Consider the following 21,250-nt stretch of genomic DNA (forward strand, 5'->3'; position numbering starts at 1 on the left):
TGCCCGGCCTCGGTTCGGGTCGGCGGTCAGCCAGCAACCCGTGGAGGTCGGTCGGGGTCGGTGCGGGGTTGGCTGCTGACCGCTGCCCGGCCTCGCGTCAGGCCAGCGGTCAGCCAGCAACCCCCTACCTCACGGTCTGGACCCGGCGGGCCCCACGCCCACCGGCCGCGCCCCGAGAAGGTTGCCGTCAGCAGGGGTCCGCGGCGAAGGCGCAGAGGGCCGCGAGCGGTGCCGCCGAGTTCGTTTCCAGACGCTCGGCCTCGACCCCGATGACCTGGTCGCCGCCAGCCGACGTGTACGACGAGTCGACGTAGATCGCGTTGCCGGTGCGGCCGACCAGGAAGAGCGTGAGGTCGCTGACCAGGCCGTCGTCGTGGTGCAGCTGCTGGGCGAAGGCGAAGGTCTCCTCCGTCCCGAGGTCCGCGTCCACGGTCTCCCAGACCAGGCTCGCCCCGGACACCGGGAACGGGCCGCAACCGTCGAGCGACTCGCGCAGCTCGGCCAGCTGTGCCTCGGCGGCGCGGTCGTCGGGGTAGACAGCGAGCAGCCGCACCTCGCGGTCCTCGGACTCGCCCTGGTAGGCGACGACGAGGTTGTCGGTGAAGCCGGCGAAGCCCTCGCTCCCGCACCTCGCGGCCAGGCTCGGGTCCTGCGCCAGGCCGTCGTTCGGCACGGCGTCCTCGTCGGCGAACCCCGCGGTCAGCGGGAAGTCGGCGGGGATCTCGGTGCGCCACCGGGTCGGGTCGTCGGTCTGGCCGGGCGACGTGGCGATGTGGTCGTCGCCTCGGTCGTCAGCGCCGGTGCCGGAGAGCGCGATCACCGGCGTGCCGATGGCGAGCGCAGCGGCCAGGACGCCTCCGGCAGCGGCCACGGCAGTACGCCGGCGGCGCATCCGGTCGCCGCGGCGGCGGATCTCGGGGGCGGGGAGCGGGTTCATGACGTTCAGTCCCTCGGAGAAGTGGTCGAGGTCGTCGAGGTCAGGCATGGGTGGCTCCTTGTTCGTCGGCGAGCAGGCCGGCGAGCGTGGCCCTGCCGCGGCTCAGCCAGGCCTTGACGGTTCCTTCGGGTGCGCCGACCTCGCGTGCCACGGCGTGCACGGGCAGGTCGGCGATGTGGTGCAGCACGATCGCGCGGCGCTGGCTTTCGGGGAGCTGCTTGAGCGCGTTGACCACCGCGACCCGGCTCTCGCTGGGTGCGGCCGTCGTGCCGGCGTGGGACAGCGCACGATCGGGCGCCCGGCGTCCGCGGACCGTGCGCCTCCAGCGGCTGACCGCCAGGCGGTAGGCCACCGTGCGCACCCACGCCTCGGGGTGCTCGGCCTGGTCCAGCTTGCGCCGGTGCGACCAGGCGCGCACGAAGGCCTCCTGGACGCACTCCTGCGCCTCGTCGCGGTCGCCGATCATGGCGTAGACCTGCGCGGTGACCCTTGCGAACGACGACGTGTAGAAGTCGTCGAACTCGGCCTCGTCCATCTGTGCTCCGTCTGTCGGCGCCCGCCGTGCGGGCTGTCGGGAGGAGTACGCCCGGCCGCCGACCGCGGTTGCACCGCGGCCGGACTTTCTTGGACGGAGTGTGTCAGCCGGGGGTGGACAGCTGCCGCAGCCGCTCCTGCGCGCGCCGCACGAGCGTGACGAACGGGTCGGCGCCGATACTGAGGTCCGCCGACGGCACGAACGTCACCTGTGCGACCGCGCCGCCCTCGCGGATCGCGGCCATGAGGAAGCGCACCGACCGCGTCTCGGAGACCTCGACGGTGAGCCGCCACACGTAGAGCTCACGGCGACCGCTCTCCTCCTCGGCGAGCTTCTCGACCTCGGTGCCGAAGGCGTCGTCGGGGCACTTCGTGAGCTTGTCGCGGATATCGGTGACGAACGCGTGCGCCTGCTTGCGCGGCAGCGCGCCGACGGTCTCCGACAGGCCAAACTCGGGCGGGAGCTGCTTGGCGGCCGGGATGACGAACGTCCGGGTCAGCGCCTTCGCGAAGGCCGGCCCGGTGAACTCGGTGCTGTCGCAGCGGGTCGCGGCGACGTTCTGCCTGGCCTTGGTGGGCGCGGTGCCGACCCAGGGCAGGTCGACGGTCGGCACCGGCGGCAGGTCCGCCTCGACGAGCAGCGACGGGTGCTTGCCCACCGGCACGGGGGCGGTGCTCTTCAGGGCGGTCTTCGGCGCGGTGCAGGTCCCTGCGTCGGGCAGCGTGCACAGCCCCGAGACCGCGCTGGCGAGCAGCGACACGCTCGGAGCGAGGTCGGGCTGCTTGCCCGGGTCGGTCATCCCGGTGAGCGTGTTGACCACGGTGGTCGTCAGCCCGCCGGTGCGGGCGACGCCGACGACCTGGGTGGTGACCGGCGCCGTCCAGCGGCGCAGCACCATCAGGGTCGCCTCGTCGCCGACGCCGCCGACGCGGAAGGTCGACAGCAGCTGGACGCGGGGGCTGGTGCAACCGGCGTACCAGCCGAGCATGGTCTGGTAGGTGCGCTCGGCCGCGGGCTCGTCGACCGAGGCCTCGGCCGACTGCCCCGCCGTGAGCGGGCCGGAGCCCTTCTTCGCCGTGCCGGCGAACGTGCGGACCAGCGCCCCGATGCCGCGCATGTCGGCGTAGCGGCCGCCCTGACAGGTGAAGACCAGCCCGTCGCCGGTGGTGTTGGTGCTGGTCGCGCCCTCGGTCCAGGTGCCGGGGAACGCCGCGGCCACCTGCTGGACGCCGAGCAGCGCCTCCGGGGTGAGCGGGTCGGGCGGCGGCGGTGGGGGCGGCTCGTCGTGGCGGTTCGTGCCGGGGGTGCTGCCGTCGAGGATGCCCTTCGAGGCCAGCGCCGGGCGGGCGCCGGACGCGTCGGTCACGAGGGAGCCGGTCACGAGGACGGCGGCCACCCCGGCCGCCACTCCCACGACGGTGTGGGCGCGCCGGCGGGCCGATCCGGCGCGGACGATGATCGAGGGCCGCGGCCAGCGCACGTCCTCCAGCGCCGGCCCGAGCGCCTCGAGGACGCCGCGGATCGCCGTGGACGGGACCTCGCGGTGCACCGCGAACTGCGCGCTGGCGGTCTGGAGGTCGCGCTCGGCGTGCGCCCGGGTGATGCCGACCTCGCGGGCCATCCGGTCGATCGGCAGCGCGGTGAGGTGGGTGAGCAGCAGGACCTTGCGCTGCGTCGCGGTCAGCTTGCCGAGCGCGTCGAGCGTGGCCCGGGTCGCGTCGTCGAGGTCCTTCTGCCGGGCCCACCAGCGGGCGCTGCTGCGCCGCTGCGCGCGGGTCCAGGCGAGCGGGCGCACGTAGTCCTCGGCGTCGTCGAGCCGCGACACCTTGCGCCAGTGGTGCCAGGCCACGACCATCGCGTCGCGGACCGCCCGCTGCGCGGCGACCAGGTCGCCGGTGAGCGCGTAGCTCTGCAGGAGCAGCCGGCCCCGGGCGTCCTTGTAGAAGGCCTCGAAGCCTTCGGGACTGCGCGACGACGAGCGGGGAAGCGTGCGGGTCATGACTGAGCAACGGTAGCGACCGCGGCCTGACCGCACCGATTCGCGGGCGTCGGCGTGGCAGCGCGGTACGGCGCCCGGACGCGGCGAAGATGAATGAGCCATGAGCACCCCACAGCGTTCTGCGGCTCCCCCGCTCCGCTCCTCCGCCCCACAACGCCGCGCGGACCCCGAAAAAGCATGACCGCCCTGATGCCCGACCGCACCCGTCCGTCGGCGGAGGAGCTGCGGCGCGATTTGCGCCACCGGCGTCCGCTCGTGCTCCTGGCGGTCGCTGCCGGTGCCACGGCGGCGGCCGGCACGCTGCTGGTCTGCCTGGCCCTCGGCGTGGCCGGCTGGTTCCTCACCGACGCGGGCGCCCACGGCACTCCGCGCGACGGCCTGTGGGTGGGCGCGCTGGCCTGGCTGATGGCCCACGGCTCCGGCGTGCACGTGGCCGGTGCGCTCGTCTCGGTCATGCCGCTGGGCATCACGCTCGCCTGCGCCTGGGTGACCTGGCGGATCGGCCACCGCCTCGGCGACTCGATCTCCGGTCACGGCCCCGACGCCCAGCGCATCGCCGACGGCGAGCGCGACTGGACCGTGCCGGCCGCGGCCCTGCTCTACGCGGCGGGCTACGTCGCCGTCGCGGCCGCCACCGGCGCACTCGCCTCGACCGCGGAGACGTCGCCCGACACCTCGCGGGTCGTGATCTGGTCGTTCCTGCTCTGCGGGGTCCTCGGTGCGCCCGCCATCGCGATCGGCTCCGGCCGCGCCGCGATCTGGACCGCCACCCTGCCGGCGTCCGTCGTCGCCGTCGCGGCGGCCTGCCGCCAGGTCGTCCGGCTGTGGCTCTCGGTCGCCCTCCTGGCGTTCGTCGTCGCCCTCGTGACCGACCTCGACACCGCGCTCAACGTCACCTCGCAGCTGCACACCGACACCGGCGCGACCGTGCAGCTCGTCGTCGTCTCGCTGCTCGTGGTCCCGAACGCCGTGGTCTTCTCCGGCTCCTACCTGCTGGGGCCCGGGTTCACCGTTGGCACGCACACGATCGTGTCGCCGTCGGTCGTCACGATCGGCGCGCTGCCGATGTTCCCGCTGCTCGCCGCGCTGCCCGACACCGGGCCGACGCCCGCCTGGACCTCCGCCCTCATCGGGGTGCCGCCCCTCGTCGCAGCGCTCGGGGCGATGAGGGCCCAGCGCCACCACCCGACGTACCGCTGGGAGGAGGGCGCCCTCCACGGGTGCGGCGGCGGCATGCTCGCCGGCCTCCTGTTCGGCATCCTCGCCCTGCTGGCCGGCGGCGCCGTCGGCCCCGGCCGGATGACCGACGTCGGCCCGCTGGCCGGCGCCGTCCTCGTCCACGCCGTCACGGCGTTCGGCGTCGGCGGCCTCCTCGGCGGCCTGGTCGCCACGTTCTGGCAGCGCCGGCGGCTCGAGCCGCTGCCCGAGCCTCAGCCGGACCCTGCGCTGGTGGCCGTGGTCGCCGGGGGTGCGTCGAGTGACCCATCTGACAGGTCTGGCGAGCGTCCCGACCTGCCGAATGGGTCACTCGACGACGACCCGGACGCAACCCAGGCAACGCTGGCCCCGGTCGACGACACCGCCGAAGCCGACCAGGCCGAGGACGCCTAGACTCACGAGTCGTGCCCATCCCCTCGTCCGAGGCCGCTCCCGCGCGCCTCGTGGTCCTCGTCTCGGGGGCGGGCACCAACCTGCAGGCCCTGCTCGACGCGGCCGCGGACCCGGCGTACGGCGCAGTGGTCGTGGCGGTGGGCGCCGACCGCGACGGCATCGAGGGCCTGGCCCGGGCCGAGCGGGCCGGGCTCCCCACCTTCGTGCACCGGGTCAAGGACTTCGAGGACCGCGCCGCGTGGGACCGCGCGCTCACGCGCTCGGTGGCCGCGCACCGGCCCGACGTGGTGATCTCGGCGGGCTTCATGAAGCTGGTCGGCCCCGACTTCCTCGCGGCGTTCGGCGGCCGGTTCGTCAACACCCACCCGGCGCTCAGCCCGTCGTTCCCGGGGATGCACGGCCCCGCCGACGCGCTGGCCCACGGCGTGAAGGTCACGGGCTGCACGCTGTTCCTCGTCGACGAGGGCGTCGACACCGGGCCGATCGTGGCCCAGTCGGCCGTCGAGGTCGCCGACGACGACACGGTGGCCTCCCTGCACGAGCGGATCAAGGTCGCCGAGCGGGCCATGCTCGTCGACACCATCGGCGCGATGGCGCGCCGCGGCTACACCATCGAGGACAGGAAGGTCCGTCTTGGCTGACGACGCACGAATCCCGATCAGGCGAGCGCTCGTCTCCGTCTACGACAAGACCGGGCTCGAGGACCTCGTCCGCGGCCTGCACGACGCGGGCGTGGCGCTCGTGTCGACGGGCGGCTCGGCGGCGCTGATCGAGGGGCTCGGCCTGCCGGTCACCAAGGTCGAGGACCTCACCGGGTTCCCCGAGTGCCTCGACGGCCGGGTCAAGACCCTGCACCCCAAGGTGCACGCCGGCATCCTCGCCGACCGCCGGCTCGAGTCCCACGTCGAGCAGCTCGAGGAGCTCGGGGTCGAGCCGTTCGACCTCGTGGTGTCCAACCTCTACCCGTTCCGCCAGACCGTCCTCTCGGGTGCGAGCCCCGACGAGTGCGTCGAGCAGATCGACATCGGCGGGCCCTCGATGGTCCGGGCCGCCGCCAAGAACCACCCCTCGGTCGCCATCGTCACCAGCCCGGCGCGCTACGCCGACGTGCTCGCCGCGGTTGCGGCCGGCGGGTTCACGCTCGGCGAGCGGCAGGCCCTCGCCGCCGAGGCGTTCCAGCACACGGCGACCTACGACGTCGCGGTCGCCAGCTGGATGAGCACCGTGCTGACCGACACGTCGGACGGCACGGGGTTCCCGTCCTGGACCGGCGCCACGTGGGACAAGGCCGCCGTCCTCCGCTACGGCGAGAACCCCCACCAGCCGGCAGCGCTCTACCGGCACTGGCGCGGCGGGCTCGCCTCGGCCGAGCAGCTGCACGGCAAGGAGATGTCCTACAACAACTACGTCGACACCGACGCGGCCCGCCGAGCGGCAGCCGACTTCACCGAGCCCGCGGTGGCGATCATCAAGCACGCCAACCCCTGCGGCATCGCGGTCGGCGCCGACGTGGCGGAGGCCTACGTCAGGGCGAACGAGTGCGACCCCACCTCGGCGTTCGGCGGCGTCATCGCGGTCAACCGACCGGTGTCGGTCGCCATGGCCGAGGCGATGCGCGAGACGTTCACCGAGGCGATCGTCGCGCCGGCGTACGACGAGGGTGCGGTCGAGGTGCTGCGGTCGCTGCCGCGCGGGGGCAAGAACATCCGGATCCTCGTCTGCCCGCCCGACGAGCACCCCGACCCCGTGGAGTTCCGCGGGATCAGCGGGGGAGTGCTCATGCAGCGCGTCGACCACGTCGACGCCGAGGGCGACGACCCCGCGTCGTGGACCCTCGCGACCGGCGACGCCGCTCCCGACGACGTCCTCGCGGACCTCGCGTTCGCGTGGAAGGCCTGCCGGGCGGTGAAGTCCAACGCGATCCTCCTCGCCAAGGACGGCGCCTCGGTCGGCATCGGCATGGGCCAGGTCAACCGCGTCGACTCCTGCCGGCTCGCGGTCTCCCGCGCGGGCGACCGGGCCGGCGGCTCGGTCGCGGCCTCCGACGCCTTCTTCCCGTTCGAGGACGGCCCCCAGATCCTCATCGACGCCGGCGTCCGTGCCATCGTGCAGCCGGGAGGCTCGGTGCGCGACGAGCTCACGATCGAGGCCGCCAGGGCCGCGGGCGTGACGATGTACTTCACCGGGACCAGGCATTTCTTTCACTGATCCAGAGGGACCATGACTGCACAGAGGCTCGACGGCACCGCCACCCTCAAGGCCATCAAGGCCGAGCTCGCGGAGCGGGTGGCCGCGCTCAAGGGGCGGGGCATCACGCCGGGGCTCGGCACGGTGCTGGTCGGCGACGACCCGGGCTCGCACTGGTACGTCAGCGCCAAGCACAAGGACTGCGCCGAGATCGGGATCGAGTCGATCCGGCGCGACCTGCCGGCCACGGCGACCCAGGCCGAGGTCGAGGCGGTGATCGACGAGCTGAACGCCGACCCGTCCTGCACCGGCTTCCTCGTGCAGCAGCCGACCGGGCTCGACGAGTTCGCCGTGCTGTCCCGGGTCGACCCCGACAAGGACGTCGACGGCCTGCACCCGGTCAACCTCGGCAAGCTGGTGCTCGGCGAGCCGGGCTCGCTGCCCTGCACGCCGATCGGCTGCATCGAGCTGCTGCGCCGCCACGGCGTCGAGATCGAGGGAGCTGAGGTCACGGTGCTCGGCCGCGGCCTCACGGTCGGGCGCCCGATGGGGCTCCTCCTGACCCGCAAGTCCGAGAACGCCACGGTCACCCTCTGCCACACCCGCACCCGCGACCTGGCCGCCCACACCCGCACCGCCGACATCATCGTCGCCGCTGCCGGCGTGCCGGGGATCATCAGCGGCGACATGGTCAAGCCGGGCGCCGCCGTGCTCGACGTGGGCGTCTCCCGCGTCGACGGCAAGATCGCCGGCGACGTCGCCGACGACGTCTGGGACGTCGCCGGCTGGGTCTCCCCGAACCCCGGTGGCGTCGGCCCGATGACGCGGGCCATGCTGCTGAGCAACATCGTGCTCAGGGCGGAGCAGGCGGCCGGGTGAGCCTCGCCATGGACCAGCAGCAGCCCGGCGACGAGCCGGTCCCCTCACCCGAGGAGATCGCGCAGGAGCTCGACGCGGTCGCAGAGGAGCACGACGCGCAGGCGGCCGAGCGCCGCTACCCCTCGACGATCGGGGGTGCGTTCTACCTGCTGGTCCTCGCGGTCAGCGGCGTCGGCATCGCCGTCGTGTGGAACGGCGACTGGCAGCTCGGCATGCAGTGCCTCGCCGCGGCCCTCTGCTTCGCCGCGCTCCTGCGGCTGGTCCTCCCGTCGCGCGACGCCGGCATGCTGGCCGTGCGCAACAGGTTCTTCGACGCCTTCCTGCTCGCAGGCGTCGGCGCCGCGATCTTCTTCCTCGTCGCGACGATCCCGACTGCTTGATACCCCCGCGAGCTTCGGCCCCCAGTCCGTGGCGCCAGCTTCGCGGCGCCTGGCTCGCTGGCGCTCGCTGCGGCGCAGGCGCCACGGCCCGGAGGCCGATCGCGGGGCGCCTCGCTGCGCGAGGAACTACCGGGTCGCTTCGCTCCCACCGCCCCCATTGCGCTACCCGATACCCCCGCGAGCTTCCGCCCCCAATCCGCGGCGCGGGCGCCGCGGCTCGGAGGCCGATCGCGGGGCGCCTCGCTGCGCTCGGAACTACCGGGTCGCTGCGCTCCCACGCTCCACTTGGGCTTTCCTACCCGCCTGCGTCGCGTCGGCTCGCGGGGGCATTTAGATCAACCCGAGGTCCTTCACGGCGTCGCGCTCCTCGCCGAGCTCGGCGACCGAGGCGTCGATGCGGCCGCGGGAGAAGTCGTCGATGTCGAGACCCTGGACGATCTCCCAGTCGCCGCCGCTGCAGGTCACCGGGAACGACGAGACCAGGCCCTCCGGCACGCCGTAGGAGCCGTCGGAGACGACCGCCATCGAGACCCAGTCGCCCTCGGCCGAGCCGAACAGCCAGTCGCGGGCGGCGTCGATCGTCGCGGACGCCGCGGAGGCGGCCGAGGACGAGCCCCGGGCCTCGATGATGGCGGCGCCGCGCTTGGCGACGGTCGGGATGAAGGTGTTCTCGATCCAGTCCTGGTCGCCGACGGCCTCGGCGGCGTTGCGGCCGCCGACCTCGGCGTGGAACAGGTCGGGGTACTGGGTCGCGGAGTGGTTGCCCCAGATGGTCATGTGCTTGATGTCGGTGACGGGCGCGCCGGTCTTCGCCGCGAGCTGCGAGATCGCGCGGTTGTGGTCGAGACGGGTCAGCGCCGAGAACCGGTCGGTCGGGATGTCCGGCGCGTTGGACCTGGCGATCAGCGCGTTGGTGTTGGCGGGGTTGCCGGTCACGCCGATCCGGACGTCGTCGGCGGCCACCTTGTTGAGGGCCTGGCCCTGGGCGGTGAAGATCGCGCCGTTGGCCGAGAGCAGGTCGCTGCGCTCCATGCCCGGCCCGCGCGGCCGGGCGCCGACCAGCAGGGCGAGGTTGACCCCGTCGAAGATCTTCTCCGCGTCGGCCCCGATCTCGACGCCGGCGAGGTGGGGGAAGGCGCAGTCGTCGAGCTCCATGACGACGCCCTCGAGCGCCTTCAGCGCGGGCTCGATCTCGAGCAGGCGCAGTTCGATCGGGCGGTCACCGGCGAGGGCACCGCTCGCGAGACGGAACAGCAGGCTGTAGCCGATCTGGCCGGCGGCACCGGTGACGGCGACCTTCAGGGGAGAAGAGCTCACGAGACGACTCCTACGTGCGGTGGGCCGTTCGTCGGCCCGATCGTTGGCCCGGCCGACGCTAGCAGCGGGCCCGTGCGCCACGATGTGCGGGTGGCTGGGCGGTGGGGACGGTACGTCGCGCTCGCCGCCGCCCTCGCGCTGCTCACCACCGGGTGCGGGGCCGCGTCGCCCGACAGCCCGCCGTCGGGCGTCGACGAGCTCACGATCCCGACGCCCTCACCCGACCCGCGCGACTTCGTGCGCCGCGTCGACAACCCGTGGCTCGCGCTGGTGCCCGGCCGGACCTGGCGCTACCGCGTCAGCGGCACGGCCGTCGGCACGCTGGAGATCACGGTCGAGGACGGGACCCACGAGGTGGCCGGCGTCGCGACCACCGCGGTGCGGCGCACCGAACCGACGGGCGACCAGGTCGTCGACTACTACGCCCAGGATCGGCGCGGCAACGTTTGGTGGTTCGGTCGCGAGGGGGTGTGGCTGGCCGGCGAGGCCGGCGCCGAGGCCGGCCTCGCGATGCCGGGGTCGCCGCGCGTGGGCGACGGTTGGCGGGCGGCGTACGGCGCCGACGTGGTCGACGTGCGCGTCACCGTCGAGACCCGCGACCAGCCCGTGACCACCCCGGCGGGGAGGTACCAGCACACCGTCACGGTCGACGTCTCCAGCTCGCTCGCGCCCGGCACGACGACGCGGTCCTTCTACGAGCGCGGGGTCGGGCTCGTCGAGGAGCTCTCGACCACCGGCCCGGTCCACCTCGCCGAGCTGGAGACCCCGCCGCGCTAGGCCACGGCCTGGGACGCGGGCCGGGTCATTCGGGCGGGCGCATCTGGGTCGTCTGGGTGCCCGGGTCGACCGGGGGCTGGGCCGCCGGAGGCTGCTCGACCTCGGGCTGGACCACGTGGGACTGCTCCACCTGCGACTGGGCCGGCGTCGCCGGCGGCTGCCACTGCTCCAGCGGCTTCCACTCCTGCGCGGCGTGGTCCCACTGCCAGCCGTCCTGGATGATCGGCTCCTGCTCCCACGCGGCCTGCTCCTGGGCGCTCTGCTGCTGGTTCCACTCCTGCTGGAACTGGTCGGGCGCGCCGTAGCCCGGCACGGCGGCCGGCGACGGCCGGCTGAACGTCAGCCCCGAGCCGGGCACCGGGTCGGTGCCGTGGCCGAAGACCAGCGGGTAGACCAGGCCGCCCAGGGCCCCGCCGATGGCCGGGGCGAGGATGAACAGCCAGAGCTGGACGATCGCGTCACCGCCGGCGAAGAGGGCGGGGCCGATCGAGCGGGCGGGGTTGACCGAGGTGCCGGTGGCCGGGATGGCGACGAAGTGGATCGCGGTGAGCGTGAGGCCGATGGCCAGCGGCGCCAGGGCCGGGTGCTCGAACCGCGCGTCGGTGACGGCGAGGATCACCATGATGAAGAGCATCGTGAGGATCAGCTCGAGCAGGAACGCCGCCCACCAGGCGTAGCCGCTGCCCTCGTCGCCGAAGAAGTTCTGCCCCATGTTGCCCTCGGAGTCGAAGTTCTCGAACCCGTGCAGCAGCACGAAGAGCGACAGCCCGGCCACGATCGCGCCGGCGAGCTGCGCACCGACGTAGACCGGCACCTGCCGCCAGGCGATCCGTCCGCCCATCGCCGCGCCGACCGAGACGGCGGGGTTGAAGTGTCCACCCGAGATGCGCCCGACGGCGTAGGCCATGAGCAGCACGGCGAGGCCGAAGGTGAACCCGACGGCGACGTAGTCGGCGCCGCCCCCGGCGTTGTTCGCGAACACGACGGACCCGCAGCCGAAGAAGACGAGCACGAACGTCCCGAGCGCTTCGGCGGAGACCTTCTGGACGGTGGTGGAGGTGTCTGCCATGGCCGACACCCTAGTCAGGTCGCCGTCCCTTTTGCGCCCCTCAGGTCGCGGTGCGAGGCTGGCTGGGTGCCGACGTCTTCGCGGCGTCAGGTATCTTGACGTCAAGACATTTAACCCGAGCACAGCCCGTCGTACAGGAGTGACCGCAGTGGCCACGATCATCTACACCCACACCGACGAGGCGCCGCTGCTGGCGACGTACTCGTTCCTGCCGATCATCGAGGCGTACGCCGCCAAGGCGGGGGTGGAGGTCGAGACCCGTGACATCTCGCTGGCGGGCCGCATCATCGCGCAGTTCCCGGATCGGCTGACCGACGACCAGCGTCAGTCCGACGACCTGGCCGAGCTCGGCGAGCTGGCGATGACGCCCGACGCGAACATCATCAAGCTGCCCAACATCTCGGCCTCGGTGCCGCAGCTGAAGGCCGCGGTCAAGGAGCTGCAGGAGCAGGGCTACGACCTGCCCGACTACCCCGAGAACCCGCAGAGCGACGAGGACAAGGAGATCCGCGCGCGCTACGGCAAGGTGATGGGCTCGGCGGTCAACCCGGTGCTGCGCGAGGGCAACTCCGACCGGCGTGCACCGTCCTCGGTGAAGGCCTACGCCAAGGCGCACCCCCACCGCATGGGCGCGTGGAGCCCCGAGTCGAAGACCAACGTCGCGACGATGGGCAAGGACGACTTCCGCTCCAACGAGCAGTCGGTGGTCATCGAGTCCGACGACACGCTGCGCATCGAGCACGTCGCCGCCGACGGCACCGTGACGGTGCTGCGCCCCGAGGTGAAGGTGCAGGCCGGCGAGGTCGTCGACGGCACGTTCATGAACGTCGCGGCGCTGCGCCGCTTCCTCGCCGAGCAGATCGCGCGGGCCAAGGCCGAGGACGTGCTGTTCTCGGTGCACCTCAAGGCCACGATGATGAAGGTCTCCGACCCGATCATCTTCGGCCACGTCGTGCAGGCGTTCTTCCCGACGCTCTTCGAGCAGTACGGCGCCGCGCTGAAGGCCGCCGGTATCTCGCCCAACGACGGACTGGGGGCGCTGCTCTCGGCCGTGACCTCGCTGCCCGAGGGCGACGCGATCAAGGCGGCCGTGCAGCAGGGCCTCGACGACGGTCCCGACCTCGCGATGGTCGACTCCGACAAGGGGATCACCAACCTCCACGTGCCCTCCGACGTGATCGTCGACGCCTCGATGCCGGCGATGATCCGCACCTCGGGCCACATGTGGGGACCCGACGGCGAGGAGCACGACACGCTCGCGGTGATCCCGGACTCGTCCTACGCCGGCGTCTACCAGACCGTGATCGACGACTGCCGTGCCCACGGCGCCTTCGACCCGGCGACCATGGGCTCGGTGCCCAACGTCGGCCTGATGGCCAAGGCGGCCGAGGAGTACGGCTCGCACGACAAGACCTTCGAGGTCCCTGCGGCCGGTGTCGTGCGCGTCGTCGACGGTGCGGGCGAGACCCTCATCGAGCACACCGTCGAGCCGGGCGACATCTGGCGCGCCTGCCAGACCAAGGACGAGCCGATCCGCGACTGGGTCAAGCTGGCCGTCACCCGCGCCCGCGCCACCGGCGCCCCCGCGGTGTTCTGGCTCGACGAGACCCGCTCGCACGACGCGATCCTCATCGCCAAGGTTCGGTCCTACCTCCCCGACCACGACACCGACGGCCTGACCATCGAGATCATGGCGCCGGCCGACGCGACGGCGTACTCCCTCGAGCGGATCCGCCGCGGCGAGGACACCATCTCGGTGACCGGCAACGTCCTGCGCGACTACAACACCGACCTCTTCCCGATCCTCGAGCTCGGCACCTCGGCCAAGATGCTCTCGGTCGTCCCGCTGATGAACGGCGGCGGCCTCTTCGAGACCGGCGCGGGCGGCTCGGCCCCCAAGCACGTGCAGCAGCTGGTCAAGGAGAACTACCTGCGCTGGGACAGCCTCGGCGAGTTCTTCGCGCTCGCTGCCTCCTTCGAGCACCTCGCCGGCCACGCGGGCAACCGCGGCGCCCAGGTGCTGGCCGACACCCTCGACCGGGCGACCGGCACCTTCCTCGAGAACGACAAGTCGCCGACCCGCAGGCTCGGCGGCATCGACAACCGCGGCTCGCACTTCTACCTGGCGCTCTACTGGGCCCAGGAGCTCGCCGCGCAGACCGAGGACAGCGACCTCGCGGCGGCGTTCAAGCCGCTCGCCGAGACGCTGGCGGCCAAGGAGCAGCAGATCGTCGACGAGCTGCTCGCGGTGCAGGGTGGCCCCGCCGACATCGGTGGCTACTACCGCCCCGACGCGGAGAAGGCGACCGGCGTCATGCGGCCGTCCGCGACCTTCAACGAGACACTGGCGTCGTTGTGACCGAGGCGCCGACCAGCAACCCGAGCCCGCCGGACCTCACCCGGCGGACGCTGACGCCGTTCGGCTACGCCGTGTGCGTGGTGGTGCCGCTGGTGATCGCCGCACTGGGCTTCACGTTCCTCCACTTCCACTACGACAAGGAGGACCTCGTCGACGGGCGCCTGCTGCCGATCCTCACCTCCGACTCGCAGGAGGGTGACGAGGCCGCCGGCGCGCAGGTGACCGGCGAGCTGGAGCTCGGCGACGACGGGTGCCTGCGGCTGGCCGCTGCCGACGGGAGCCAGGTGGAGCTGGTCTGGCCGGCCGACTACGAGGCGAGCGTCCAGCACGTCGGGCGCAGTGACCAGGTCAAGGTCTACGACGTCGACCGCGACATCGTCGCCCGGAGCAGCCAGGCGATCGAGCTGGGTGGCGGGTTCAGCAGCGACCTCGCGCCCTACGCCGGGAGCGACTGCGCCCCCGCCTCGGGCGAGGTCTTCCTGGTGCAGTCGACGCCGCGCGTCGTCGGCTCCTGAGCCCCTCCGTGGCGAGCAGCGGGACCGAGACCGCCGAGGACGCCGCCGCAGGCGCTCGCGCGGCCCACTTCGGGCTCGCGGTGCTCGCCCTCGGGATGGGCGGCTTCACGATCGGGACCACCGAGTTCGTGACCATGGGCGTGCTGCCGCAGGTGGCCGACGGCGTGGACGTCTCGATCCCGGTGGCGGGCCGGGTGATCTCGGCCTACGCGCTGGGCGTGGTGGTCGGCGCCCCGGTGCTCGCCTACTTCGGCGCCAGGCTCCCACGTCGCCAGCTGCTGCTGGGCCTGATGGCGGCCTACGGGCTGTTCAACGCCCTCAGCGCGCTGGCGCCGAACCTCCCGATGCTGTTGGTCGCGCGCTTCCTCGACGGGCTGCCGCACGGTGGCTACTTCGGCGTCGCCTCGCTCGTCGCCGCGAGCATGGTCGCGCCCGAGCGGCGTGGCCGCGCGATGGCGCTGGTGCTGATGGGGCTCCCGGTCGCCAATGTCGTGGGCGTGCCCGCCGCGACGTGGATCGGGCAGAACCTGGGCTGGCGGTCGTCGTACTGGCTGGTCGCCGGGCTCTCCGCGCTCACGGTGGCGCTGGTGCTGGCCTTCGTGCCGGACTACGCGGGCAATCCCGAGGCGACCGGCCGCCGCGAGCTGCAGGCACTGCGCAGGCCCCAGGTGTGGTTCACGATCGTCGCCGGGGCGGTGGGCTTCGGCGGCATGTTCGCGATGTACTCCTACGTCGCGCCCATGGCCACCAGGGTGGGCGACCTCCCGGACTCCGCCGTTCCGGTCTTCCTGCTGACGCTCGGGATCGGCATGGTCTTCGGCAACTGGGTGGCCGGCCACGCCGTCGACTGGTCGCTGAAGAGGTCGCTGCTCCTCGCCCCCGTCGCGCTCGCGCTCACGCTGGTCGGGGCATGGCTGCTGCTGCCGCTCGGCTACGCCAGCCTGCCCGCGTTCTTCCTCATCGCCACCACCGGCTCCGTGCTCGCGCTCGGCATGATGATGCGGCTGATCGACGCCGCCGGGCACGCCGAGACCCTCGGCGCGGCGCTCAGCCACGGCGCGCTCAACATCGGCAACGCCGTCGGCGCCTGGCTCGGCGGGGTGACCATCGCGGCCGGCTACGGCTACCGGTCGCCGCTCGTGGTCGGCGTGGGGCTGTCGCTCGCCGGGCTCGTCGTGTTCGTGGTCGCGTTCTCGCTCGACCGCGCGCCGGCCGCCGCCCACTCCGACGCCGTCACGTCGTAGTGCGCCAGGTCGGCGCGGCCGGCACCCACCCACGCGCCGTACCGCTCGATGCCGTAGAGCCCGAACCCCAGCCGCTCCGCGACGGCGCGGGAGGCGGTGTTGCCGGCCGCGACGAGGGCGGTGACCCGCTTGAGGTCCATCGTCGCGAAGACGTGGTCGACGACGGTGCGCACGGCGCGCGTCGCCAGGCCGCGGCCGCGCGCGTCGGGGTGCAGCCACCACCCGACCTCGCACTCGACGCCGGGCGTGTGGTTGAACCACAGCACCGTGCCCAGGATCCGGTCGTCGTCCGGGTCGGCGACCGCCCAGGTCACCGACTGCCCGGTCGCCTCCAGCTCGCGACGCCGCTCGACGAAGGTCGTCGCGTGGTCGAGCGTGTACGGCGCCGGCTTGTGGCCGAGCCAGCGCTCGGTCTCCGGCTCGGCCGTGCCCTCGTGGATGCGCGGCGCGTCGTCCGCCCGCACCGCGCGCAGGCGGAACCCGTCGCCCTCGAGGACGGGCACCTCCAGCCAGGTCGAGCGCGGCTCGCGCGGGTCGTCCCTGAGCAGCGTGCCGATCCAGGCGTCGCGACGCGCACCGCGCTGGGGGAGGTAGCAGCGCAGCGTGCCCTCGACCGTGAACCCCAGCCGCCAGGCCACCTTGCGGCTCGCCCAGTTGCCGGTGAACGCCTGCCACACGATGGTCTGGAGGCCGAGCTCGGCGAACCCCCAGTCGACCAGCAGTCGCAGGGCCCTCAGCACCGCGCCCGTGCCGCGCACGTCGGGGTGCGACCCGTAGGCGATCTCGGCACGGCCGGGCCCCTCGTCGCGCAGCGAGATCGTGCCGGCGTACCTCCCCTCGACCTCGACGGCGAACGCCCACTCGGTCCCCTTCGCCCAGCCCTCGGGGAGGACCTTCAGGCCGTAGTCCTCCGCGTCGGTCTCGCTGTAGGGGACGGGCACGGTGGTCCACGCGATCGAGGCGGGGTCGCGGCACTGCTCGACCATCCGCGGCACGTCGTCGGCCCGGTGCGCCCGCAGGGTCACGACACCGTCGGTGAGGGTGGGCGGGGTGGTCGGCGCAGGCATGCGGGGAGCGTGGTTGACCCGGCCGCTAGACGCAACTCGATTCGCCGGCGGCCGGGCGCGGCTCAGGCGCCGTCGGCGGTCACATGACGGGCGAGCGACTCCGCCTCGCTGTCGACCATGCTCCGGATCTTGCGCGACGCCACCGCGCCCAGCACGGTGCCGAGCCACCCGCTCATCTCGAACGACAGCGTGACGCGGCACGCATCGGGGGAGGTCGGCTCCACCAGGTGGTCGGCGTGCTGCACGACGGCCCGGCCAGCCGACCCCCACTGGAAGCGGCGGCCCGGCTCCAGGACCTCCACCTGGTAGGTGGCCGAACCCCGCCCCGGCTGCGTGATCCTCACGTCGGTGCCGACCTGGAGCGGCCCGGCCGGCTCGACCGCCGTGAAGGTGGGCGCCCAGGATGGCCAGGACCCGACGTCCTCGAGCACCGCCCATACGCGGTCCGAAGGACGTGGGATGTCGATGGTCCTCGTGTACTTCACGATCCTCCTCGCGCAGTGGCCCGACGGCTGTCGGCCGACAAGCGTAGACACTGATCCCGGCCGCGACGACCTGGCGGAGGCTGTCCTGTCGGTGTGAGGCCTCGAGGGCCAGCAGCTGACCAGGCGCGAGCGGCAGACCTCATCGGTCCGCGATCATCGGGTCTCCGCGCCCGCGAGCATCCAGGCTGGATGACGAAAGGAGGGCCCCGTGATCGCCGCTCTCAACCAGGTCGTCGACGCTGTCGAAGCTCGGCTGGCCGACGACCCGTCGAGCCAGGTCGACGCCTCGGCGCTGGCGAGCAGGCTCGGCACGACCGAGCACCACCTGCGCCGGATGTTCTCGTCGCTGGCCGGGATGCCGCTGTCGGAGTACGGTCGGCGGCGCCGGATGTCGCTGGCGGCCGCGGAGCTGGTCGCCGGTGACGACGACCTGCTCACGATCGCGGTCCGGCACGGCTACGGGTCGACCGAGGCGTTCGGCCGTGCGTTCCGCGCCGTGCACGGCACCAGCCCGGCCGACGTACGCCGGGACGGGGGTCCGCTACGCACCCAACCGCAGGTCAGGTTCCACCTGACCGTGCAAGGAGGAACACCCATGGACACCCGCATCGTCGACCTGCCCGCCACCCGTGTCGTCGGCCACGCCCGACGAGTCCGGCTCGTGCACGAGGGCGTCAACCCTCAGATCGCTGAGCACGTCGCCGCCATCGCTCCCGAGGAGACCGCGCGGCTGCGGGCGCTCAACGACACCGAGCCGCGCGGGGTGCTCGCCGTGAGCGCCGACCTCGACCCCGACCGCGCCGAGGGCAGCGAGCTCACCTACCTCCACGGCGTCGCCACCACGGCCGATCCCGGAGGCCTCGACACCATCGAGCTCGAGGCCGGCTCGTGGGCCGTCTTCCGCACCGACGGTCCGCATCCCGCCACGCTGCAGACGGCGTGGGCCGCCACCGCGACGGACTGGTTCCCGTCCCAGCCGTGGCGCCTGCGGCCCGGCCCGGAGATCGTCGCGATGCTCGCCTTCGACCCGGTTGCGGCGACGGCGACCTGCGACCTGTGGCTGCCCGTCGAGCCTGCCTGACATCGGGCCGCCAACGGCGCCTGACCTGCCGGTCAGCGCCAGCGGTCGCCGGGGGCGGAGAGCCAGGTCCGCCAGACGTGTCCCCACGGCACGACGGCGATGATCAGCACCACGAGCGAGCAGTTGACCATGACGTCGGTGGCAGCGTCGTCCAGATCACCGGAGACGGCGCGGGGGAGCGCGACGACCGCGAGCCACAGCAGCTTCCAGACCGACTCGAAGACGAGGACGGGCAGGAGCGCCACTGGGTGTCGCAACCCCAGCATCGCGAGAAGCGACACGGCGACGAGCAGGCACAGCGTCACGCCCTCGTAGAGCGGCATCGTGTGTGCCTCGGGCAGGTGCGGCCACTTCACGACGACGAGACCGGCGGCCATCAGCAGGTAGCCGGCGCGCATCAGGTTCAGGCGGGCGACAGACACGGGACTTCTCCGTTCGGTGGTGAGCACCGCCGGCCCCAGCGGAGCGCTGGGGCCGGCGGCTGAGGAAAGGCGGACGGGTCAGACGCTCAGCGCCGGCACGTCGGCGGGGTGGTCGGCCGGGGCCTCCGAGGAGCTGTCCGGACCCTCGACGCTCAGGTGCGGCATCGCACGGTCCAGCCAGGTGGGGAGCCACCAGTTCGCCTTGCCGAGCAGCGCCATCGCAGCCGGCACCAGCACCATCCTGACCAGCGTGGCGTCGATCGCGATCGCCACCGCCAGCCCGAGACCGAGCATCTTCAGCGACGGCACCGGGCTGGCGACGAAGCTGAGGAACACGGCGATCATGATCAGCGCGGCCGAGGTGACGACCCGGCCCGTGCCGGCCAGCCCGCGGGCCACCGACTCGGCGTTGTCACCGGTCCGGTCGTACTCCTCGCGGATCCGCGAGAGCAGGAACACCTCGTAGTCCATCGAGAGCCCGAACAGGATCGGGAACATGATCACGACGATGATCGAGGTGATCGGGGTCGGACCCTCGAGGCCGAGGAGCTCCGCGCCCCAGCCCCACTGGAAGACCGCTACCAGGACGCCGTAGGCACCGCCGATCGACAGCAGGTTCATCACCGCGGCCTTGAGCGGGACGGCGACCGAGCGGAACACCATCATCAGCAGCAGGAACGACACGGCGATCACGGCGCCGATGAACAGCGGCAGGGTGTCGCTGAGCTGGGCGTTGAGGTCGTCGGTGATCGCGGTGATACCGGAGACGTAGACGTTGCCCGGGATGACCTCGCGCACCGCGTCGATCGCGACCGAGGTCTCGGCGTCGGCCGGGCCGGTGGTCGGGATCGCGGTGAAGACCACCGTGTCGCCGTCTTCGGAGAAGCGCGGCTCCCCCACCGACACGATCTGCGGGACCGCGGCGATGTCCGCGGTGAGGGCCTCGACGCCGGCCGCGTCGACGCCCGGCGCGCGGAGGTCGACGACGACCATGAGCGGTGCGTTGATGCCGGTGCCGAAGCCCTCGGCCAGCAGGTCGTAGGCCTGGCGGTGGGTGGTCTCGGCGGGCGCGTCGCCGGCGGCGGGGAACGCGGTCTGCATCCAGAACGCCGGGATCGCGATCGCGACCAGCGTCACGACGGCACCGACGAGGTAGGGCCACGGGCGACCCGAGACACGGTGGCCGAAGCGCCACCAGACGGTGTCTTCGGCGCGCGTGGCCGGGCGGTGGCGGCGCACCAGGCGGCCGGTGTCGATGCGGTCACCGAGCAGCCCGAGCAGCGCGGGGAGCAGCGTGATCGCCGCGGCGACGGCGAAGAAGACCATCATCGCCGTGGAGAGGCCGATCGAGGTGAGCACCCCGAGACCGGTGATGGCGAGTGCCGAGGTGGCGATCACGACGGTGCCGCCGGCGAACACGACAGCCGCGCCGGAGGAGCCCATGGCCTGGGCGAGCGCCTGGTCGTTGGCCATGCCGGCCGCGCGGTTCTCCCGGTAGCGGGCCACCACGAACAGCGCGTAGTCGACGCCGACACCCAGCCCGACGAGACCGGCGACCGGGATGGCGGAGGCCGACACGTCCATCGAGCCGGCCAGCAGGGTGATGCCCCCGATGCCCGCTCCGACCGCGACGATCGAGAGCCCGATGGGGATGACCGCGGCGACCACCGTGCCGAAGACCACGAGCAGCACGAGCAGCGCCACCAGGAGGCCGATGGCCGTGTGGCCGGAGGTCTTGTCCTCGGCGTTGAGGAACACCGCGTCACCACCGAGCTCGACGCGGAGGCCGTCGACGTCGGTGCCGGAGACGGCGTCGGACAGCACGGTGAAGGCCGGCTTGCCCATCTCGCGCTCGGGCACGTCGAGGGTCAGCTGCGCGTAGGCGATCCGCCCGTCGTCGGACACGGTGCCGGCGGCGAACGGGTCGGTCACCGACGCCACGTGGTCGAGGCCGTCGACGTCGCCGAGGACGGCCTCGACGCCGGCGCGGTGGTCGGCGAGCGTCGTGCCGTCCGCGGCCTCCAGGACCACCAGGGCGGTGCCCTTGGCGGCCTCCGGGAAGTTCTCGGCGAGCAGCTGCCGGGCACGGTCGCTCTGGCTGCCCTTGGCGGCGAAGTCCTCGCCGAAGCTCCCACCGCCGCTGACGGCGAGGAACAGCGTGGCCACCAGGACGACCGCCCAGGCGGCGATGGTGCGCCACGGGTGCCTGGCGCTCGTCATGGCGATGGAGCGGGTGAACCTGTTCATGGTCGGGCCTCTCGGGATCGGGATCGGGGTCGATCTGGTGGCCCGAAGCTAGGAACGGGGGTGGTGAGCGGTCGTCACCACACGTGGTGAGCGAGGTGGTGATCTCTCGGCGTGGATCCGGGCTCGGCGTGGATCCGGG

18 protein-coding genes and 1 pseudogene are annotated in these 21,250 nt (G+C 72.9%); 10 read left to right on the forward strand and 9 right to left on the reverse strand.

All coding sequences use genetic code 11. The features are described from left to right. Positions 1-187: 187 nt before the first annotated feature. From G514_RS0120175 to G514_RS0120185, 3 genes are all read right to left on the reverse strand, one after another. On the reverse strand, positions 188-985 hold the full coding sequence (locus G514_RS0120175; protein ID WP_028653223.1) for a hypothetical protein: 798 nt from the start codon (positions 983-985) through the stop codon (positions 188-190). Continuing rightward, complete coding sequence (locus G514_RS0120180; RefSeq protein WP_028653224.1) at positions 978-1,472, reverse strand: RNA polymerase sigma factor; 495 nt, start codon at positions 1,470-1,472, stop codon at positions 978-980. Before G514_RS0120180 ends, G514_RS0120175 begins: the two co-directional genes overlap by 8 nt. A 103-nt stretch (positions 1,473-1,575) precedes the next feature. After that, the gene (locus G514_RS0120185; RefSeq protein ID WP_028653225.1) at positions 1,576-3,471 is read right to left on the reverse strand and encodes a SigE family RNA polymerase sigma factor; all 1,896 of its coding nucleotides are present in this window, start codon (positions 3,469-3,471) and stop codon (positions 1,576-1,578) included. 177 nt (positions 3,472-3,648) lie between these two features. Here G514_RS0120185 and G514_RS28010 point away from each other — a divergent pair, with 177 nt between their 5' ends. From G514_RS28010 to G514_RS28015, 5 genes are read left to right on the forward strand one after another with little or no spacing between them, the layout of a single operon-like run. Then, the gene (locus G514_RS28010) at positions 3,649-5,082 is read left to right on the forward strand and encodes a cell division protein PerM (RefSeq protein ID WP_157545075.1); all 1,434 of its coding nucleotides are present in this window, start codon (positions 3,649-3,651) and stop codon (positions 5,080-5,082) included. 11 nt (positions 5,083-5,093) lie between these two features. Then, entirely contained in the window at positions 5,094-5,723 is a 630-nt protein-coding gene (gene purN, locus G514_RS0120195) for a phosphoribosylglycinamide formyltransferase (RefSeq protein ID WP_028653226.1), read from the forward strand. Continuing rightward, positions 5,716-7,290, forward strand: coding sequence for a bifunctional phosphoribosylaminoimidazolecarboxamide formyltransferase/IMP cyclohydrolase (gene purH / locus G514_RS0120200; RefSeq protein ID WP_028653227.1), 1,575 nt, complete (start codon positions 5,716-5,718; stop codon positions 7,288-7,290). The genes purN and purH overlap by 8 nt, the downstream gene beginning before the upstream one ends. Positions 7,291-7,302: 12 nt before the next feature. Beyond that, positions 7,303-8,148 (forward strand): bifunctional methylenetetrahydrofolate dehydrogenase/methenyltetrahydrofolate cyclohydrolase, encoded by an 846-nt coding sequence (locus G514_RS0120205; protein ID WP_028653228.1) that lies wholly within the window; start codon positions 7,303-7,305, stop codon positions 8,146-8,148. Further along, entirely contained in the window at positions 8,145-8,528 is a 384-nt protein-coding gene (locus tag G514_RS28015; protein WP_245582286.1) for a DUF3017 domain-containing protein, read from the forward strand. The genes G514_RS0120205 and G514_RS28015 overlap by 4 nt, the downstream gene beginning before the upstream one ends. 330 nt (positions 8,529-8,858) lie before the next feature. On the opposite strand, the gene G514_RS0120215 is transcribed toward G514_RS28015, so the two are convergent. Then, positions 8,859-9,845 (reverse strand): malate dehydrogenase, encoded by a 987-nt coding sequence (locus G514_RS0120215; RefSeq protein ID WP_028653229.1) that lies wholly within the window; start codon positions 9,843-9,845, stop codon positions 8,859-8,861. A 90-nt stretch (positions 9,846-9,935) separates the two neighbouring features. Between G514_RS0120215 and G514_RS0120220 the strand changes: the two genes are divergently transcribed. Then, positions 9,936-10,622, forward strand: a complete 687-nt coding sequence (locus tag G514_RS0120220) for a hypothetical protein (protein ID WP_028653230.1) — start codon at positions 9,936-9,938, stop codon at positions 10,620-10,622. A gap of 25 nt (positions 10,623-10,647) precedes the next feature. Here G514_RS0120220 and G514_RS0120225 read toward each other — a convergent pair whose 3' ends face one another. Next, a complete protein-coding gene (locus G514_RS0120225; RefSeq protein WP_028653231.1) occupies positions 10,648-11,691 on the reverse strand; it encodes an MIP/aquaporin family protein in 1,044 nt (347 codons plus the stop codon). Positions 11,692-11,839: 148 nt separating this feature from the next. Between G514_RS0120225 and G514_RS0120230 the strand changes: the two genes are divergently transcribed. From G514_RS0120230 to G514_RS31225, 3 genes are read left to right on the forward strand one after another with little or no spacing between them, the layout of a single operon-like run. Next, the gene (locus G514_RS0120230; protein WP_028653232.1) at positions 11,840-14,050 is read left to right on the forward strand and encodes an NADP-dependent isocitrate dehydrogenase; all 2,211 of its coding nucleotides are present in this window, start codon (positions 11,840-11,842) and stop codon (positions 14,048-14,050) included. Then, positions 14,047-14,565 carry a hypothetical protein gene (locus tag G514_RS0120235; RefSeq protein ID WP_028653233.1) on the forward strand — a complete coding sequence of 173 codons (519 nt, stop codon included), beginning with the start codon at positions 14,047-14,049 and terminating at the stop codon, positions 14,563-14,565. The genes G514_RS0120230 and G514_RS0120235 overlap by 4 nt, the downstream gene beginning before the upstream one ends. Before the next feature lie 8 nt (positions 14,566-14,573). Then, positions 14,574-15,809 (forward strand): MFS transporter, encoded by a 1,236-nt coding sequence (locus tag G514_RS31225; RefSeq protein WP_028653234.1) that lies wholly within the window; start codon positions 14,574-14,576, stop codon positions 15,807-15,809. Positions 15,810-15,874: 65 nt separating this feature from the next. Here G514_RS31225 and G514_RS30005 read toward each other — a convergent pair. Next, positions 15,875-16,876: pseudogene (locus G514_RS30005) on the reverse strand (GNAT family N-acetyltransferase); the annotation flags it as partial. Between the two features lie 62 nt (positions 16,877-16,938). Then, complete coding sequence (locus tag G514_RS0120255; protein WP_036565750.1) at positions 16,939-17,361, reverse strand: SRPBCC family protein; 423 nt, start codon at positions 17,359-17,361, stop codon at positions 16,939-16,941. A gap of 208 nt (positions 17,362-17,569) precedes the next feature. Between G514_RS0120255 and G514_RS0120260 the strand changes: the two genes are divergently transcribed. After that, complete coding sequence (locus G514_RS0120260; RefSeq protein ID WP_028653237.1) at positions 17,570-18,442, forward strand: AraC family transcriptional regulator; 873 nt, start codon at positions 17,570-17,572, stop codon at positions 18,440-18,442. Positions 18,443-18,474: 32 nt separating this feature from the next. Here the strand turns inward: G514_RS0120260 and G514_RS0120265 are convergent, their stop codons facing one another. Next, positions 18,475-18,864 carry a hypothetical protein gene (locus tag G514_RS0120265; protein WP_084152266.1) on the reverse strand — a complete coding sequence of 130 codons (390 nt, stop codon included), beginning with the start codon at positions 18,862-18,864 and terminating at the stop codon, positions 18,475-18,477. 78 nt (positions 18,865-18,942) lie between these two features. Then, complete coding sequence (locus G514_RS28020; RefSeq protein ID WP_084152267.1) at positions 18,943-21,111, reverse strand: MMPL family transporter; 2,169 nt, start codon at positions 21,109-21,111, stop codon at positions 18,943-18,945. Positions 21,112-21,250 lie beyond the last annotated feature (139 nt).

This window comes from Nocardioides halotolerans DSM 19273 (assembly GCF_000422805.1).
GTDB lineage: Bacteria > Actinomycetota > Actinomycetes > Propionibacteriales > Nocardioidaceae > Nocardioides > Nocardioides halotolerans.

Bases quoted from the DNA above. Each gene is read 5' to 3' on its own strand.
- G514_RS28010 (WP_157545075.1), top strand. From the start codon at position 3,649: ATGACCGCCCTGATGCCCGACCGCACCCGTCCGTCGGCGGAGGAGCTG.
- G514_RS0120185 (WP_028653225.1), bottom strand. From the start codon at position 3,471: ATGACCCGCACGCTTCCCCGCTCGTCGTCGCGCAGTCCCGAAGGCTTC.
- G514_RS28020 (WP_084152267.1), bottom strand. From the start codon at position 21,111: ATGAACAGGTTCACCCGCTCCATCGCCATGACGAGCGCCAGGCACCCG.
- G514_RS0120175 (WP_028653223.1), bottom strand. From the start codon at position 985: ATGCCTGACCTCGACGACCTCGACCACTTCTCCGAGGGACTGAACGTC.
- G514_RS0120205 (WP_028653228.1), top strand. From the start codon at position 7,303: ATGACTGCACAGAGGCTCGACGGCACCGCCACCCTCAAGGCCATCAAG.
- G514_RS0120225 (WP_028653231.1), bottom strand. From the start codon at position 11,691: ATGGCAGACACCTCCACCACCGTCCAGAAGGTCTCCGCCGAAGCGCTC.
- G514_RS0120180 (WP_028653224.1), bottom strand. From the start codon at position 1,472: ATGGACGAGGCCGAGTTCGACGACTTCTACACGTCGTCGTTCGCAAGG.